At 43.0% G+C, this 17,702-nt stretch carries 14 protein-coding genes; 8 read left to right on the top strand and 6 right to left on the bottom strand.

Annotation, left to right across the window (positions count from 1 at the left end):
• The first annotated feature begins 16 nt into the window (after positions 1-16).
• The 8 genes from RCO84_RS10635 (at position 17) to RCO84_RS10670 (ending at position 11,815) form a co-directional block, all read left to right on the top strand.
• Positions 17-985 carry an HmuY family protein gene (locus RCO84_RS10635; protein WP_317585058.1) on the top strand — a complete coding sequence of 323 codons (969 nt, stop codon included), beginning with the start codon at positions 17-19 and terminating at the stop codon, positions 983-985.
• Positions 986-1,081: 96 nt separating this feature from the next.
• Positions 1,082-1,945, top strand: a complete 864-nt coding sequence (locus RCO84_RS10640; RefSeq protein ID WP_317585059.1) for a hypothetical protein — start codon at positions 1,082-1,084, stop codon at positions 1,943-1,945.
• A gap of 366 nt (positions 1,946-2,311) precedes the next feature.
• Positions 2,312-2,521 (top strand): helix-turn-helix transcriptional regulator, encoded by a 210-nt coding sequence (locus RCO84_RS10645; protein ID WP_287857239.1) that lies wholly within the window; start codon positions 2,312-2,314, stop codon positions 2,519-2,521.
• Positions 2,522-2,567: 46 nt separating this feature from the next.
• The gene (locus tag RCO84_RS10650) at positions 2,568-3,425 is read left to right on the top strand and encodes a DNA adenine methylase (RefSeq protein ID WP_317585061.1); all 858 of its coding nucleotides are present in this window, start codon (positions 2,568-2,570) and stop codon (positions 3,423-3,425) included.
• 299 nt (positions 3,426-3,724) lie between these two features.
• The gene (locus tag RCO84_RS10655) at positions 3,725-5,179 is read left to right on the top strand and encodes an McrB family protein (RefSeq protein ID WP_317585062.1); all 1,455 of its coding nucleotides are present in this window, start codon (positions 3,725-3,727) and stop codon (positions 5,177-5,179) included.
• 17 nt (positions 5,180-5,196) lie between these two features.
• Positions 5,197-7,389 carry a DUF2357 domain-containing protein gene (locus RCO84_RS10660; protein WP_317585064.1) on the top strand — a complete coding sequence of 731 codons (2,193 nt, stop codon included), beginning with the start codon at positions 5,197-5,199 and terminating at the stop codon, positions 7,387-7,389.
• 17 nt (positions 7,390-7,406) lie between these two features.
• On the top strand, positions 7,407-10,310 hold the full coding sequence (locus RCO84_RS10665) for a DEAD/DEAH box helicase (protein WP_317585066.1): 2,904 nt from the start codon (positions 7,407-7,409) through the stop codon (positions 10,308-10,310).
• 14 nt (positions 10,311-10,324) lie between these two features.
• Positions 10,325-11,815, top strand: a complete 1,491-nt coding sequence (locus RCO84_RS10670; protein ID WP_317585067.1) for an ATP-binding protein — start codon at positions 10,325-10,327, stop codon at positions 11,813-11,815.
• A gap of 39 nt (positions 11,816-11,854) precedes the next feature.
• Here the strand turns inward: RCO84_RS10670 and RCO84_RS10675 are convergent, their stop codons facing one another.
• From RCO84_RS10675 to RCO84_RS10700, 6 genes are all read right to left on the bottom strand, one after another.
• On the bottom strand, positions 11,855-13,519 hold the full coding sequence (locus tag RCO84_RS10675; protein ID WP_317585068.1) for an ABC transporter ATP-binding protein: 1,665 nt from the start codon (positions 13,517-13,519) through the stop codon (positions 11,855-11,857).
• Entirely contained in the window at positions 13,516-13,782 is a 267-nt protein-coding gene (locus tag RCO84_RS10680; RefSeq protein ID WP_144154744.1) for a PqqD family protein, read from the bottom strand. The genes RCO84_RS10675 and RCO84_RS10680 overlap by 4 nt, the downstream gene beginning before the upstream one ends.
• 13 nt (positions 13,783-13,795) lie before the next feature.
• Positions 13,796-14,299 (bottom strand): S24/S26 family peptidase, encoded by a 504-nt coding sequence (locus RCO84_RS10685; RefSeq protein ID WP_317585069.1) that lies wholly within the window; start codon positions 14,297-14,299, stop codon positions 13,796-13,798.
• Positions 14,300-14,338: 39 nt separating this feature from the next.
• On the bottom strand, positions 14,339-15,262 hold the full coding sequence (locus tag RCO84_RS10690; protein ID WP_317585070.1) for a hypothetical protein: 924 nt from the start codon (positions 15,260-15,262) through the stop codon (positions 14,339-14,341).
• Positions 15,263-15,512: 250 nt separating this feature from the next.
• Complete coding sequence (gene glmM, locus RCO84_RS10695; protein WP_317585071.1) at positions 15,513-16,904, bottom strand: phosphoglucosamine mutase; 1,392 nt, start codon at positions 16,902-16,904, stop codon at positions 15,513-15,515.
• A gap of 20 nt (positions 16,905-16,924) precedes the next feature.
• Positions 16,925-17,620, bottom strand: a complete 696-nt coding sequence (locus RCO84_RS10700; RefSeq protein ID WP_144154736.1) for a DUF4827 domain-containing protein — start codon at positions 17,618-17,620, stop codon at positions 16,925-16,927.
• Between the last annotated feature and the right edge of the window lie 82 nt (positions 17,621-17,702).

Raw genomic sequence — 17,702 nt, forward strand, 5'->3', positions numbered from 1 at the left:
CTTAATGATAATGATTATGAATATACTAAATAAGAAAAAAAATATTCTGCTTTGTGGAACGGTTCTGAGTCTGCTGTCTCTTTCGAGCTGCGTATCTTATGAGGCTGAGGACTTCACAGGTCATACCTTGCCACGAAAAACAGGTTATAGCACGGGTGTTACCAACGACTGGCTCTATTTTGACCTGAAGACGGGACATCGCTATAATGTGCTGAATCCTAACCAGAGTGTCATCGCCTTTATTGATGGCAAGCCAATAGAGGAATATTTCCATTATAACGGCACTACTAAATTGGTAAAGTATTGGAGCGAAGGTGTGCAGAAGAACATCTTCGAGGATGCAGAGCGTGATGCAAACGGCGATACCATCTTTACCAAGAATCAAGCCACTGGCAAGTTAACCTATAAGACGGTGAAGAGACAAGCCAACAGCATCTTAGTGATGGAAAACCAGGAGGATGATCCAAAGACCATGGCTTATCCTGCCACGGAATGGGACCTCGCCTTTGATGGTTACCAGCTGCGAACCAACAGTGGAACAAGCGGCATAGGCAAGGGTGGAGCTGCCGACCTGGGCTATGGCGAATATGACAAGTGGACGAGCAAGGCGCAGGTGGATGCTTATCTGGCTGAACACAACATGACTTTCGCCGTGGATGATTCAGCAAGTGTCTATGTCACCATGTCGCGGGAAGACTGGAACAAGTATTGCATCGCCAACAAACTGGATATGAACAAGAACCCTTGGTTCGACCCGAACAACGGACCAGCCAAGCAGTTGGTAAGCGGCAATCCGGTGCTCGAAAAGGCAATGAGTTTCTCGGGGCCACCTCCAGTATATACTCCTTCTTTCCATACCTACGTTATCCGTTCGTGGGATGGCGAGAGATATTACAAGCTCCAGATCATCTCCTGGTATGATGCCAATGTGCAGATAGGTGATGAAGGAGGAAGAATCAGTTATTACTTAGATGAATTAAAATAAATGTTGAGTGTTGAATGTTGAGTTAGGCATACGCCCTCATATACTCAGTATATTCAACATTCAACACTCAACATTCAACATTAAAAATTGAAAAATATGAAACAATTGAATTGGTGGAAATCCATCGCTTCGTTCCTCGTGGTACTCTTTACCATGCCGTTGGGACATGCGCTGATGATGATAATGGATAAGACGATGACTCCTGAAGCTGTGCATTACTCAGCCTTCTTCATGGGGTTGGCAGGTCTTATCATGGTAGTAATCGGTGTCTTCGTAAAGGGAGACACCAAACAGACTCTTTGGGGACTTTTCGGAGGACTGCTCTTCTGGACGGGTTGGATAGAATTTCTGTTCCAGTACTATGCTACCCGCTGGGGTACACAGCCGGAGATGGAGAATGGCGAAGTTGTGACTCGCCCTGAATACCTCATCCTCCCAGCCACCTTCGGCATGTGGATGATGGTGATGGTGCTCTACATCTTCTCAACCAAAAACGGATGTAACTTCATCAACTGGTGGCAGCGTGTTCTTTTCCGTTCCAGCAAGAATAAGATTGCCGCCCGTCCGATGACGCATCATACAAGTATCGTCACCTTCATGGAACTGAACATGATTCTCTGGACAAGCTATCTCCTGTTGATGTTCTGCTACGACAAGAATTTCCTCGGCGACCATCATCCTGTAACTTCGGTTGTTGCCGCAGCTTGTCTGATAGGTAGTTTCTTCATCTTCCGAAAGCAGTTGCGTTTGAGCACATGGGGAGCCAACATCCGTATGGCTATCGCAACGGTTGTCGTGTTCTGGGTACCTGTGGAAGTGCTTGGTCGCTTGGACTTTTTCAAGGAGATTTGGATTGAGCCAGAGAAGTATATCACCCAGATGATCTGCATCCTCATGGCATTCGTGGCATTGCTCGTCTATATCATGATAGCTGCAAGAAAGAAGAAGACACATGAGTAACAGAAAACTAGATTGGTGGAAATCCATAGTATCGATGGGCGTGATTTTAAACTGAAAAGACATACCTGCGCTACCCTCCTGCTGAACATGCAGACCGACATGTTTACCATCTCGCATATCCTGGACCATCACAGCCGTATCTGCTCCTGGCATCTGTCTGCCACCTCCTTCCTATGCGTAACACAGATAATAGTCTTATCGGCATACGAAGTAAAGAGGCGGTCGAAAAGAAGCTTTTTGTTGATTTTAACTCCAATTTAAAGTGAAGTTTATTCATTTTATTGTAAATAATATATAAAAAAAGAAGGAAAATTCTTTATATTAGTGTTTTATTTGTACTTTTGCAAGAAAAGAAATTCATAGAATATGGCAAGTAAGAATTTGAATCGGATAAAAGTTGTCCTTGCAGACAAGCAACGGACTAACAAATGGTTGGCAGAACAATTGGGAAAAGATAAAACCACCATATCGAAATGGTGTACGAATTCAAGTCAGCCAGACTTAGAAAGTTTAATGAAGACTGCTAAACTTCTTAATGTAGAAATTACAGAACTTCTTAGAACAAACATAGAATAAAAAACATCAAAAATATTATAACAAAGTTCAATTAAAGATTGTAAGTATGAAACCAATCATAAAATACCGTGGTGGGAAAAGCAAGGAAATAAAGAATTTCTTACACTTTATTCCTTGCAATTATAAGAGATATGTAGAACCTTTTGCAGGAGGGGCTGCTCTATTTTTCTATTTAGAGCCACAATGTGCCTTAATAAATGACATAAATTCTAAACTTATAGATTTTTATTGGACAGTTCAAAATAATTATGACGAATTAAAAAAAGAGTTAATAAGATTGGAAAAAATATATCAATTTAATCAAAAAGAGTATGAAGAGCTAAAAAAAGGGGGGCAGCAAGATTTTGTTGAAAATAAGAATGAATACTTATATTATTCACTTAGAGACATGTTTAATGGAAAGATAGAAAAAAAGTATCTAGATGCCACTTTATACTATTTTATAAACAAGACTTCGTATTCTGGTATGCTGAGATTTAACTCAAAAGGAGAATTCAACGTACCATTTGGAAGATATAAAAATTTCAATGCAGCTTTTGTTTCAGAAGAGCATCATGCTCTACTGAAAAGAACTAAGATTACGAAGGGAGATTATTCCAAGATATTTGATACATGTTCTACAGAGGATTTTGTCTTTTTGGATCCACCATATGATTGTGTGTTTACAGATTATGGAAATGTTAATGAAACTGATTTCTTGGAAGATAGTCAAATTAAGTTGGCACAAGATTTTCGTAATTTATCAGCAAAATCATTAATGATCATTGGGAAGACGGAACTCACGGAACATTTATACAAACCATATATAAAGGCTGAGTATTCTAAGAAATATGCTGTAAATATACGAAATCGTTTCAAAGCAGAAAGTACTCATTTAATTATTACAAATTATAAATTGAAGTAAAGATGGACTCTATAACTCGTATCAAGGAATACATAAAGCAAAACTTTCCTAATTGGAAAAAAATTGCATATTCTGAATTCAATGATAAAATTGATTTCAGAACAGATTGGAGTGAATTGTATAAAATACATGACGAAGAGGTAATACTGATTTCTTATACGAATATCAGTATTACTGGCACAGATCGTCCTAAGCCTCAACTTAGGGTCTTTTTAGATGAATACAAGAAGCCATTTTATTTCGCAAAACAACATCAGTTGCGATATTATTTGTTTTCTATATTTACCAAAGATGACAAAATGGCTAAAGGTTTGAATAATTTCAATCCTAAGGAATATATAATCTCAATTGAAACCAACCTTGATAAAGAAGGTTCTAGAAGAGATTTAAGAAGTATCTATGACTATGCAAATGAAAAAATAAACGGTAGGAAATTTTTGAAATGTTCCCGTTCAAATTATAAGGCAGATATCAACGAAGCTTCATTTATCTACATTGGAACTCCTGAGGCACCACATAAAGAGATTTTCGAAAATTTTGTTGACATATTTGACTCAAGACCGTATCTTAATTCGACAACAGAAGAAAATATTCATATAGAAGAAAAAAATTTAGGAGCGAATATAACCAATCCTTACCGCCCCTACATCACAGCCATCAAGTCGAAGCCCTTTCTTCTGCTTGCTGGCATCTCGGGTACAGGCAAGAGCCGTATCGTAAGAGAGTTGGCTAGAGCGTGTTGGGAAGAAGGCTCGGAAGAGTACAATGCACAGAAGCCGAAGAACTTCCAAATGGTGCAGGTGAAACCGAATTGGCACGACTCAAGCGACTTGATAGGTTACGTAAGTCGAGTGAGTGGCAAGGCGGAGTATGTAGCAGGTGATTTTCTCCGCTTTGTTGCTAAGGCATGGGAAGATGAGGACACACCATATTTCCTTTGCTTGGATGAAATGAACCTAGCCCCTGTTGAGCAGTATTTCGCAGAATACCTCAGTGTGGTGGAGTCGCGCAAGAGCCACGAAGACGGCACAGTGACGACCGACCCTATACTTGAAAAGGTTGACGAGGAATGGTATTTCAACCTGACGGCTTCGCTGACGACTGATGAGGATGTGAGAAAGCAGTTCAACGAAAGTGGAATCAGTATTCCGCAGAATCTTATCGTTGTCGGCACAGTCAATATGGACGAAACGACATTCTCATTCTCACGCAAGGTCCTCGACCGTGCCATGACCATCGAAATGAACGATGTTGACCTGCATGGAGGACTGACTGAGCGTAACGAACAAATAGGCAAGTTGGGCAAGGCAGAATTGATTGGCAATGCCGTGGAAGGAGTAGATGTATATGCCGGCAACAAGGATGTCTGCGAGAAGGTACTGACTTATCTTGATGCTGTAAATGCTGTGTTGAACGGAACCCCATTCAAGGTAGCCTACCGAACACGCAACGAGTTTCTGCTGTATGTGGTAAATAATCTTCCTTACAACAAGGATGAGAACGAAACAGAATTGGAACCAGGATATGTCGTAGCCCGTGCCTTGGACGAGATAACGAGCATGAAGGTATTGTCGCGCATTGAGGGTGATGATACCAAGGTGAGCGATGAGTTTATCGACCGACTACGCAAGACCATAGAAGATGGACTAAAGGCGGTATCGGGCGAAGAACAGACCATAACCTCTATTTCCTTGGCGAAGTTGAAGGAGATGAAGGCAAAACTTGCATCGGGATATACAAGTTTCTGGAGTTAAAAAGATTATAGAATAATATGGAGCTATTGACGATTGAGCACATAGATTTTACAATGATTGTAGAATGTACCAAGTTCGACAGGATTTGGAGCAAGGCCAAGAGTAATGTGGGAGAAGCCAATCTGCTTTCCACTTACTCGTGGTCGGAAGGTGTCGTGTCCGTAAAGCGGACTGCAGAAAATGACACAGACATCAGCATAGAACAAGGAGTACAAGCTCCTGCCGTATTCTTCGACAATGCCGACTATCCTATTTGGATAGAATTCGGAAGCCATGTAAAGAATGCCCAATTCTGTTCCATACTGCAAAACGACAACGACCACTTCTCTTTCCGCCGACATATCTTGGCTGGTTTCATCAACTACAAGAATGAGATAGGACGGAGCGAGATACAGCTCATCTACAACACCGACAAGGAGACTAAGACATTCCGTTTCGGCTTCGAGGTGCTCAGCACTAAGCTCGACTACCATGAGCATTGGCGTGCCATCGTGGAGGACATTGAGCGTGAATATCGCATGCTATCGCTCGACTATATGCGCCGCACCTTTCATGGTTTTGCTCCCGACACCAATGGCGAACACCCCGACATAATATGGTGGAGTGTGTTTGAAGGCGAACAACAGAAGTTCATAAAGGCTTGCAAAAACATCATCGTTCGTCCTCGCCACCGCTTGCATGGCGAAGAAGCGTATGTAAGAGCTGACAAACTGAAGCAGACACCCTACGATATAGAAAACCGCCTTGCCGAACATCGAAAGGAAACAGCCCACCTATACCGAATAGAACAGCAAATACAGTCGAACGACACGCAGGAAAACCGTTTTTTGAAATTCGCCTTGCATCAAATAAGCAAGCGGTATGAAGAACTGCGCCAACGTATAGAAAACATAAAAACGGCATCAGACACCATGAAGGCTGCTATGCTCGGCACCTCAAACATTCTAAAACGCCTGCAACGGCATCCTTTCTTTCGCACTGTAGGTAGATTCAAGGGATTGAACCAAGAGAGCATGGTACTGCAAAAGGCAACAGGCTATAGCCAAGTGTACCGCACATGGAATCTGCTGCGGCGTGCCTATTCGCTCAATGACGGATTGTATCGCTTGCAGACAAAAGACATAGCTACACTCTACGAAATATGGTGCTTCATTGAGGTGAGTCATATCGTCAAGGAGCAGCTATGCCTAGATGATGCGGATGTGGAACACCGCAACCGTATGGAGATGAACGGTGTGTTCTCATGGGAACTCGGCAAAGGTGAGCACTCACGTATTCTATTCCGCAAGGATGGTGTGGAACTGGTGGAACTTGTGTACAACCCTAAGAACACTGAGGCTGAGAACGTCAGCGTAGGACTGAAAGATGTGGTTGTGCCCACTGTACCGCAAAAACCGGACATCGTGCTGCAACTCACCAAGAACGACTTGCAGCAAGGTATGAAGATGACTTATCTCTTTGATGCCAAATACCGCATTGACGGCAGGGAGCAAGGTGTGGATGTGCCTCCAGAGGATGCCATCAACCAGATGCACCGCTACCGTGATGCTATCTATTATCGTGACAATGATGCCAATGCCTTGAAGAAGGAGGTAATAGGCGGATATATTCTCTTCCCTGGTGACGGAGAGCCAAATGATGTGGCTGTGTCAAAGTTCTACAAGACGATAAAAGAGGTGAATATAGGAGCATTTCCACTTCGTCCGAAAGACACGGAAAACAGAAAGCTGTTGGAACAGTTCGTTGAAGAACTGATTCACACCAAGTCATATGAGACAATAGCCCATGTTATTCCTCAGAAAGGCGCATACGTGGAAGTTGGCAATCGTGTGCTTATAGGATTGGTGAAAGAAGACAATACGCAATATCAGAAGTTCATGGACGGAACTGCCACTTTGTATTATACAGGCAAACAGTTTCCTACAACTATCGCCCTGCAAGACCTCCACTTCTTTATGCCTTACATCAAAGGACATGGAATGCGTGATGTGTACGAGATAGTCAAAGTACGAACTATTTCGAGCAAAGAGGCAAAGCAAACGGATAGCGATGATGCAGAAAGCAAGGCTCTGCGCTTGGCTTTCGAACTGAGATATGTGCGCAAGCAATATGCAGATTTTCATTCTGTTGATGCAAGTAAATGGATAAGTTACACGTTTATTGATACGACTTTTGATAGGTTGGATGAATGTGTGGTGATTGATAAATAGTAAAAACAAGAAAACATATGGACACATCTAAACTCACACCAAATGAAATAGCAGAATCTTGGAAGGGATTGTTTTGCTTTAAAAAAGAAAATGGTACAATCATGGGGCTACGCTCACCTCAGATTGGAGCTTTACATTCCATGTTAGCTCATGTTGAAGACGGAGAAGAACGTGCTATAGTTGTAATGCCTACAGGAACAGGTAAAACAGAAACTATGCTTGCCTTTCTCATTGCAAATATGTGCAAAAAAGTTTTTGTTGTTGTTCCATCTGATGCACTTCGAAGCCAAATTGCCAAAAAATTCAAGGATTTGGGACTATTGCCAAAATTGGGAATTGTACCACAAGATATAAATAAGCCTATCGTTTCAATGATAAAAAAATCATTGGATGATTCTGCCTGGAAAAATACAATTGATAAGTCAAACGTCATTATAACGACTATGGCAACTGCGGAGAGAATTTCTCCCAATATCCGGTCATACCTTAGAGAGCAAATTTCGTATTTGTTTGTTGATGAAGCACATCATTCAAAAGCTCAAACATGGGAGGCTTTCATAAATATCTTCCCACCTAAAAATGTTATAATGTTCACGGCTACACCATTTAGAAATGATGGACAAAAATTAGCTGGTAAGGTTGTCTTTAATTTTTCATTAAAGAAAGCACAGGAGCAAGGGATAAAGAATTGCCAAATAGCCAAATATTCAATAGAGGAGGCTGACAAGGCAATTGCAGGAAAAGCAGTGGCTATTTTGAAATCTGATTTGGAGAATGGATATGACCATATTATTATGGCTCGATGTAAAAGTAAAAAGCGAGCAGAAGAAGTATATAAAGTCTATCAAGAATACAAAGAATACTCTCCTGTTGTCGTATATAGCGATATGCCAAACAGCTCCATCATATTAAATGAGATAAAGGAAAAGAAACATAGAATTATTGTCTGTGTCAATATGTTAGGCGAAGGTTATGATCTGCCTCAGTTGAAAATTGCTGCAATACATGATGAGAAACAAAGTTTGGCAGTTACATTACAATTTATAGGTCGATTTACGAGAACAAATGATATTCGGTTAGGAGCAGCTAGTTTTATAACAAATATAGCATACCCTCCAATACAAGAGGAAATTAATGCACTGTATCAGATGGATGCAGATTGGAATCTGTTATTGCCTCGTATTAACGAAGAAGCAGCAACAGAGCAACAGTCTTTGTCCTCATTCTTAAGTGGATTTAATGGTGATTTAAAAGATGAAATATCAATGGAGGATATACATCCAGCATTGAGCGCCGAAATATATACCACAGATTCCACGACAACGACTTTTAGTAATTGGAAAAAGGCATTGAATAAATCAAACCAATATGATTATATTCTTCATTCTCAGTCAAATGACACTATAGTTATTGTTTTAGGGAAAAAATCAAAAGTCTTATGGGGAGATACACAAACAGTCAAAAATATTAACTGGGATATTATAATAGTATATTTTGATAGCCAGTACAAAAGAGTTTATTTAAATTCTTCTATTAAAATTAAAGGAGAAAGTTTTTTGAAACATCTGTTCTCTAATCCCATAAAATGCGAAAATGACAAGATGTTCCGTGTGTTTGCTAATGTCTTAAGACTTCGTTTGTTCAATGTTGGCGCAAGACTGCCAAGAGGAAAGGACATTTCATTTCAGTCCTACTATGGAGGCAGTGTGCAAGATGGTTTAGATCAGTTGACACAGGGAAGGTTACAAAAAAACAATTTGTTTGGCGTTGGTTACAAGAACGGAAATCTTACTAGTATAGGTTGCTCTTGTAAGGGGAAGGTTTGGTCAAGAGAAAGAGCGGATTTGCAACACTTCCAAGAGTGGTGTAAGGAAATTGGCAAGATTATTTCTGACGAAAGTATAGATACGAATATTGTATTACAGAATACACTTCGTTTTGAGCAAATGTCAGCATTTAAACAAAATAGTCATCCAATTAGTATGGATTGGAATCCTGAAGTGTATGAACATTATACTCTATTGGTTCAATTCGCAGATAAGCTTCTATCCTTTAACGAAATTGAATTAACAATAGATGAAGACACAAGTGTCGGAAGAGACATAGTCTTTAGCTTTAGGCACGAAGACCATTACAGCAAGTATAGAATGACTATTGAAAACAGCAATGCTAAATATACTAAAGTCGATGGTGAAGCGATTGCTTTTATTAATGGTAATATGAATATTTCATTGGAAGACTTTTTGAAAGATAGCCCCATGACGATATTCTATGCAGATGACAGTATTTCATATGGAATAAATTACTGCAAACCAAAGAATAAAGCAGATGAAATCCCAGAAGAGTTAATATCTACATTAGACTGGGAGAATGTTGATTTATCAAAGGAATCACAACATTCCGCACCTTATGAGACAGATTCTATACAATATTATATGGTACAGAAAATTATAGCAGATTATGATTATCTCATTGACGATGATGGAAGTGGCGAAATTGCAGATTTGGTTGGAATAAATAATAGTAGTAACATCATCGATATCACTCTATTTCATCTTAAGTTCGCAAGAGAAGGTAGAGTGTCGAAGAGTATAGAAAATCTATATCAAGTGTGTGGACAAGCACAAAAATCTGTTCGATGGAAATATGTAGGTGGATACAAACTTTTCAATCAGATACTACGCAGAAATGAAAAGAAATTGGATAGAGGAAAGAGTAGTAGCTTGCTAAAAGGTTCCCTTGAGGATGTTCTAAAACTGAGAGAAGAAGCATCAAATAGAAAAGAATTGCGCTTCCATGTAGTTATAGTCCAACCTGGCATGAGTAAATCTACATGTACTCCTGCAATGAAAATATTATTAGGGGGCACGGTTAATGTGCTCCACGAAATGGCAAATATAGATTGCCGCGTTATTTTGTAGTAAATAAATGGAATATGTCAAACATAAACAAGTTAATAGGCGAAGCAACAGCCTACGATAAGAAACAGCAACTCGAAGTCAAGCGACCTAAGAGTTGGCTAAAAAGTGTTTCTGCCTTTGCCAATGGCGAAGGCGGAACATTGGTGTTTGGCATTAGTGACGATGACCATGTGGTAGGACTTGCTGATGCTGAAGGTGACGCAGAGAGAATAAGTGAGGAGATAAAAACCAAACTTGACCCTATACCTGCAGTCAACCTTGAATTTAAGGAAGTGGATGGCAAGAAGCTTGTGCTACTTCATGTCTATAAAGGACAAGAGACACCATATTATTATATAGGTGACAAGCAACGATTGGCATTTGTAAGGGTTGGCAATGAATCTGTGGTAGCCGACAGGCTTCAATTGAAAAGCCTTGTTATGAGAGGTGCAGGTCGTTCGTTTGATGCTATCCCATCACCATACAAGTTTGAGGATATGTCTTTCTCTAAGCTCAAATCTGTTCATTTTAAGCGATTGAACCAATCGTTTGATGATTGTGATTTCGTTTCATGGGGAATAGTTGACAATGACGGGAAACTAACCAATGCCGGTGCATTATTGGCAGATGATTCTCCAATACGTCATTCTCGTATCTTCTGCACACGTTGGAATGGACTTGACATGACAAGTGGTTTGGGCGAGGCTTTGGACGATGCTGAGCTTGGGGGTAGTGTCATCAGTCAATTGCAAGATGCTGTTGCTTTTGTGAGAAACAACTCTCACAAAAGATGGTGGAAAGAAGCTGAATATCGAGAAGAACTGCCAGATTATCCAGAGCGTGCCGTAACTGAAGTGATATGTAATGCCATCATTCATCGTGACTACATGGAGCTTGGCAGTGAAATTCATATAGATATGTATGATGACCGCATGGAAGTGTATTCCCCTGGTGGCATGTTTGATGGACGATTGATACAACAACTTAATCCTCTGACAGTGCCGTCGAAACGTCGCAACCCTTTACTTGCAGACTTCTTCCATCGCTTGAAACTCATGGAGCGTAGAGGCAGTGGAATGAAGAAGATTATTGGTGAGTATAAGCGTTTTGAGAACTTGCAAAATTATCACGCACCAGAATTCAGTTCAAATGCGACAGAATTTCATGTTACTCTATGGAACCTCAATTATGGGGTGGATGTCGTAAAAGACAACCTTCATGTCATAAATGAGGTAAATGATGTCGTAAAAGATGTCGTAAAAAAGACGGATGATGTCGTAAAAGGAAAAGCAAATGTCACAAAAGAATTTGCAAAAACTCAACGACAAATCTATAAGTTGATTTCTCAGATGCCTCAAATCAGTGCTGCCCAAATGTCGGAAAACATGGGGATTTCTTTACGACAAGTTCAACGATACCTCAAACAGCTTTCCGACCAAAACCTAATTGTAAGAGAAGGAGGTCGCAAAAATGGCGTTTGGAAAATCTTGGACGATGAATACGAAGGCTTCTTTAAAAGAATATAAACGATAAAGGCAGGTGGCTAAATCCATAAAAACACATCATCACAGCCGTATCTGCTCCTGGCATCTGTCTGCCACCTCCTTCCTATGCGTAACACAGATAATAGTCTTATCGGCATACGAAGTAAAGAGGCGGTCGAAAAGAAGCTTCTCGGTTTCGGCATCCAGCGATGAGCTGATTTCATCAAGCAACAGAATGTTACCTTCGCGCAAAAGACTGCGGGCTATGGCAATGCGCTGTGCCTGACCGCCACTCAAACGGGTGGCATGCTCTCCTATCTTCGTATCCATACCTGCCGGCAAACTGAAAACGAAATCGGCACAGGCTACATGAAGGGCTTCGGTAAGCTGCTCATCGGTAGCCACGGGATTGGCAAGAAGAAGATTATCGCGAATGGTTCCGCTCATCAGCGTATTACCCTGCTCTATATACACGATATGCGAACGCATGCCGGTTCCTTCTGTCTCTTTGCCCAGGGCATCATACAATACTATCCTTCCGCTATCGGGCTGGATGATACTCGACAAGAGACGCAGGATGGTGGTCTTGCCACAACCGGTTTCTCCTACTATCGCCACAGATGTGGCGGGACGGAAATCATAAGAGAAATGACTGACGACAACTTTCTTTCGCTCATCGGGATATGAATAACTCACATCCTGAAGACGGATGCCGCAAGCACGCTGCAAAGGTATAGAAGCATCTGCCTGCACCAGAGATTCCTCCTGCTCGGTATTTTCAATCTCTACCAACCGGTCTACACTCGCTGATGCATGAATCAACTGGGGAATCATGCCCAAGAGCGACATGATAGGACTCTGTATCTGACCCACCAACTGCAGGAAGGCGGTCATCACACCAAAGGTTATCAACCCGTTCTTGAGTTGGATGGCACCATAGACAAAGGCTCCGAAATAGCCGTAACTGAAGGTGAAAGCCAGGAGCAGACGGGACAACAAGGTAAAGCGGATTCTACGGCAGACCAGATGATGCAAACGCTGCTGCATGCTGCCTACCCTACCGGAAACCGTGCTCTCTGCCTGCAAGGTTTTGATGGTGAGTTCATGTTCTACCGTCTCCTGAATCATCATCTGTATGCTGCTCTCCTCCTCGCGTATCGCCAGCGTCATCTTCTTGAGTCGGCTGCCGAGATACTTGGCACAGACTGCAACCACCGGTGTCAACAACAGAAGACTCCATGCCAGAATGGAATCGATGGAACGCATCAGGAAGAAGGCACCGAAGAGCTGCACCAGGGTGACTACGATTGTGGGCAGGATATCCGTAACTACCGAAGAGGCTGATGAGAGATCGCGCTCCAAACGCTGGCTGATGTCGCCGGAAAGCATATCAGAAGCAGGCTTTCCGGAACCAGCCTCAGCCTGATGCTTAACGGCATAGAGTTTCCTGCCCAGCACAAACCGGAAGAGGCGGCTACGCATATCATTCTGGAGAATAACCTCGGTGATGCCGGAAAGATAGAATGCCAGCTGGCGAAGGGCTATCAGCAGGGCGATGACAGAAAAAAGCACGATGGTTTCGCACAGCACATTGCCACGCCAGATCACCACATCGATGAACCGGCGACACAGCCAGACGAGCCACAAACCTAATGCTACCTGCAGAAGACCGGCGATGATGCGCAACAGCAAACGTCCCCGGACAGCAGACATCTGGCGAAAAAACCATAGTGCATACTTCCTCATACCAGTCCCTCTTTCTGCCACTGGGCAATAATCGCCTCGCAGTCTTTTTCTGCCTGAGCCATGACTACATCATACTCATCGCACAGAGCCTGAGCCAACGAAGCTACCGTAAAATCGCCCTGTTTCTCAGCCGTCTTCCAGAGAAAGGCGGCAGTTTCGTTGAGACTGATCAACTTGGTAAAGTCTACAGCCTGCATACCTTCGGCTGTTACCACATACTCACCGCAAATTTCGCGGAGCTTGAAATCTTTCTTGATCTTCATTGTATCTTGTTTTTTAGTTTTTATATGATAAACGGATATAGAGCTTGATAATTTTAAGCAAGGCCCTACGCACAGGCCTCAACCTCTGCCATCTGTACCAGCTTCTGAGCGCTTTCTGCGAGATGAGACTCTTACGGCTGCCGTCGGGACAGATGACAGCATGCGCCTTCGCAATGACATCCTTGCGCAGGCAATGCTCCTTAAAACCGAGATTTCCATCGCCCGTCAGCACGATACGGCAATCATCTGCTGAAAAAGATACGGGGGAAGCTGCTCCTGCAACAGGCTCTATTCCGATGATGCGATGCACCACCGGATAGCCTTCTTCTACCCTCGCCATCACTATATCGCCCACCTTCAACTCGCCTTCTACCGGATAGAATTCTACACAATCTCTATCACCTACGATAAAGGGAAGCATGCTGGTTCCTTTGACCGGAAACTTGACAGGACGACCTTCACGGATGAATTGCTCGAGCGCGGCTATTGCCTTATATTTTGAATCGGATGTATTCATCTTTCTATTGTACGATTGGTTTTTACCCGACGGTTGGTTTTACAGACTGATGGTCTGACTGCAAAGGAGGGCTGCACCGGCATCAGGCAGACAGTCGAGCTGATAAAGCCGGGTAGCCCCGATCAGCTTCTCTATCGTTTGATGCTGGCCATCTGCAATTTTCTTCTCCCATGCCTTGCCGGAGACAGAAGTCTTGATAGACACATAAGACTCTATGACGGTCTGTTTTCTGATTTTATTCTCTGGTGCCTGGCGCAATTGGACAATTGCCCCTATCGGATATTCCTCGTTCTTATAGCAAGGTGTCTTTCCGCTCCAAGGCGAGCCACTCACCATGGGCGTTCCTTCGTGCGATATATATACCACCGGGTTGTCATCATTCAGCAATCGGGTGCCATCGATATGTTTGAGCCACAGTCCGGAATGCGTACTCTTGCCCGTTCCGCTCTTGCCCAGGAAGAGATAAGCCTTTCCATCCTTTACTATGGTAGAAGAATGAAACAGGAGTGTATTTCCGGCAGCCGAACGCATGGCATAAAGCAGCATCAGCGAGGTGTCAACGGTTGCCTTGAGGGACCCGAAAGCCGACTTCTGGCTGAAGGTACCAGCAGGAACCAGAAGACTGGAATGCTGATAATCATGACCTGTAACCAGTATCGATTTCATATCAGTCATTGCCATCAGGAACGCCTTCTGCTTCTCTCCCAGACTACCGCTGATAATGAGCTGTCCCTCCTCATCCTGTCTGCATTCCTCCTTGAAACCGGCAGGTTTCCTCAGTTCTTCCCCGCTTTCGTTCAAGGTAAGAGAGAAGGAGGTCAGGGCAGCAGATGCGACCTGTTCATCGCATTCAAACGCCTGATAAGGCTCCAGTAAAACAGCCATCATCTCCTGAGAGGAATCAGGATAAGAAAGGCTGAACCCGACATGGGCTACCTGATAATGCTTTATAATAGATTCCATTATTCTGTAATTTCATTTATGCTCCCTATCAGGAACGGTTCAAGTTTTTCATTACTGCAACAAAGGCTCAGAGGCCTCATTGTCTGCAATTTTGCAACAAAAATACGATTTTTATCTGAGAAAGCCAAATCTTTCTCTATCTTTCTTCAAATTACTGAAGTTTTGCAGATGGAAATCGGCGCACAAAAAAAAGAGATGAAGTATTATTGATTTTGCTTCATCTCTTTTTTATGATTTTATATTCAGTATCTTACTGCATATCGTAAACCACCTGCATGAGTTTCTTGCCCAGTTCATCAGCCTGCTCCATGGTAGAGGCCTCGCTATATACGCGGATGATAGGCTCGGTATTACTCTTGCGGAGGTGAACCCACTTGTCAGGGAAATCGAGCTTGACGCCATCGATATCTGTTACGGTGACATCCTTCTCCTTACCATACATCTCCTTAACCTTCAAGAGGATCGCATCTACATCGGTAGATGGAGTCAGGTCGATGCGGTTCTTGGCGATGAAATAGTTAGGGAAGCTGGCACGGAGCTCGCTCACCTTGCAGCCCTTGTGAGCCAGACTGCTCAGGAAGAGGGCGATACCAACGAGGGCATCACGACCGTAATGGCTCTCTGGATAGATAACTCCACCATTTCCTTCACCACCGATAACGGCGTGAACATCCTTCATCTTGGTAGTTACATTCACCTCGCCTACAGCAGCTGCGGTGTACTTGCCACCATGCTTCTCTGTAACATCACGGAGGGCACGGGTAGATGAAAGGTTGCTGACGGTATTGCCTGGAGTCTTGCTCAACACGTAATCTGCCACACTTACCAAGGTATACTCTTCGCCAAACATCTTGCCATCTTCGCAGATGAAAGCCAGACGGTCAACATCAGGGTCTACAACGATACCCATATCGTAGCCACCCTTCTTCAACTCATCCATGATACCACCGAGGTTCTTCTCCAATGGCTCCGGATTATGAGCGAAGTCGCCTGTAGGCTCACCATTGAGGAAAGTATATGCTACACCGAGCGCATCGAGCAACTCAGGGAGAATAACGCCACCAACAGAGTTGATGGAATCTACACAAACCTTGAAATGAGCATTTCTGATAGCCTCTACATCAACGAGCTTCAAAGCAAGTACTGAGTCGATATGGCGCTTGTTGAAGGTATTGTCTTCAGTATATTTTCCGAGATGATCTACATCCGCATAGTCGAAGTCTTCCTTCTCTGCAATACCCAGCACCTCGTTACCATTAGCTGCAGTAAGGAACTCACCCTTCTCGTTGAGGAGCTTGAGGGCATTCCACTGGCGTGGGTTGTGAGAAGCTGTGATGATGATACCGCCGGCTGCACCACTCATGGTAACAGCAAGTTCGGTGGTAGGAGTTGTAGCCAGGCCGATGTTCAACACATCGTAGCCCATACCCATGAGGGTTCCACAAACCACGTTTTTTACCATCTCGCCAGAGATGCGTGCATCACGGCCTACAACGATGGTATTACTCTCTGAAGCACCGCTACGGCGAATGAAGGTAGCGTATGCTGAAGTGAACTTTACGATATCGAGCGGATTCAAAGTATCGCCCGCTGGACCGCCGATAGTACCGCGGATACCAGAAATTGACTTAATCAGTGTCATAAATATATCTCTTTTTATGTTTATCTTCCTTTCTGCAGGGTCATGTCGTAGACACATGCCTGCACACTGCCCGATGCCGATGTGGTACCGTAAGAATGAGGTACAAGCAGGCGGACATGAGCGATGCGGTCATCATCAGTCTTTGGTCTGCCTATCTTAACCCAAGAGAACGGGATGAGCCAACCGCTAGGTACGGTAGAACTTATACCAGTATAGCTGGAATTATAGGTAAGAGCCATCAGACTGGCTTTAGGATTAACGAAAGAACCGGTGAAAGTACCGGAAGTATTGGTAACGCTCATCTTATCTACATAATAGGAATAAGCAGGAACATTGTTTGAAAGCGTGAGACACTTATTGCTCATTTCTGCAGCATACGAAAGGTTATACTCATCAAAACGGACCAGCACATCTGCCGTTTCGCCCTTCTTGATATAGTCGCCACATCCCTGGTCAATCACCTGCATGTAGATACCGTTACTGTTGAAAAGTACCCATTCGTTGTTGTTCTTTGCTGTATCTGTCAACCTTTGATTATCATTCCAACGTCTGGTGAACTCATCCTCAGAGATGACCTTAATATTTTCCTTACGCAAGAAGGAGCTGATAGAATCAAGCTCTCTGTCGCGCTTATCCTTATAAGTCTCACTATCATTGCATGCGGCAAACGATAAAACAGCCGCGAAAGCAATCATTGCAAACAAAAATTTCTTCATTCTTCTTTTTAAAATCTGATTTATTGGGCAAAGGTACAAAAAAGATAAGACAACACCGAGAGGAATAGGTTGATTTTATTAT

Origin of the sequence: Segatella copri, from assembly GCF_949820605.1 — a bacterium.
Classification (GTDB): Bacteria; Bacteroidota; Bacteroidia; order Bacteroidales; family Bacteroidaceae; genus Prevotella.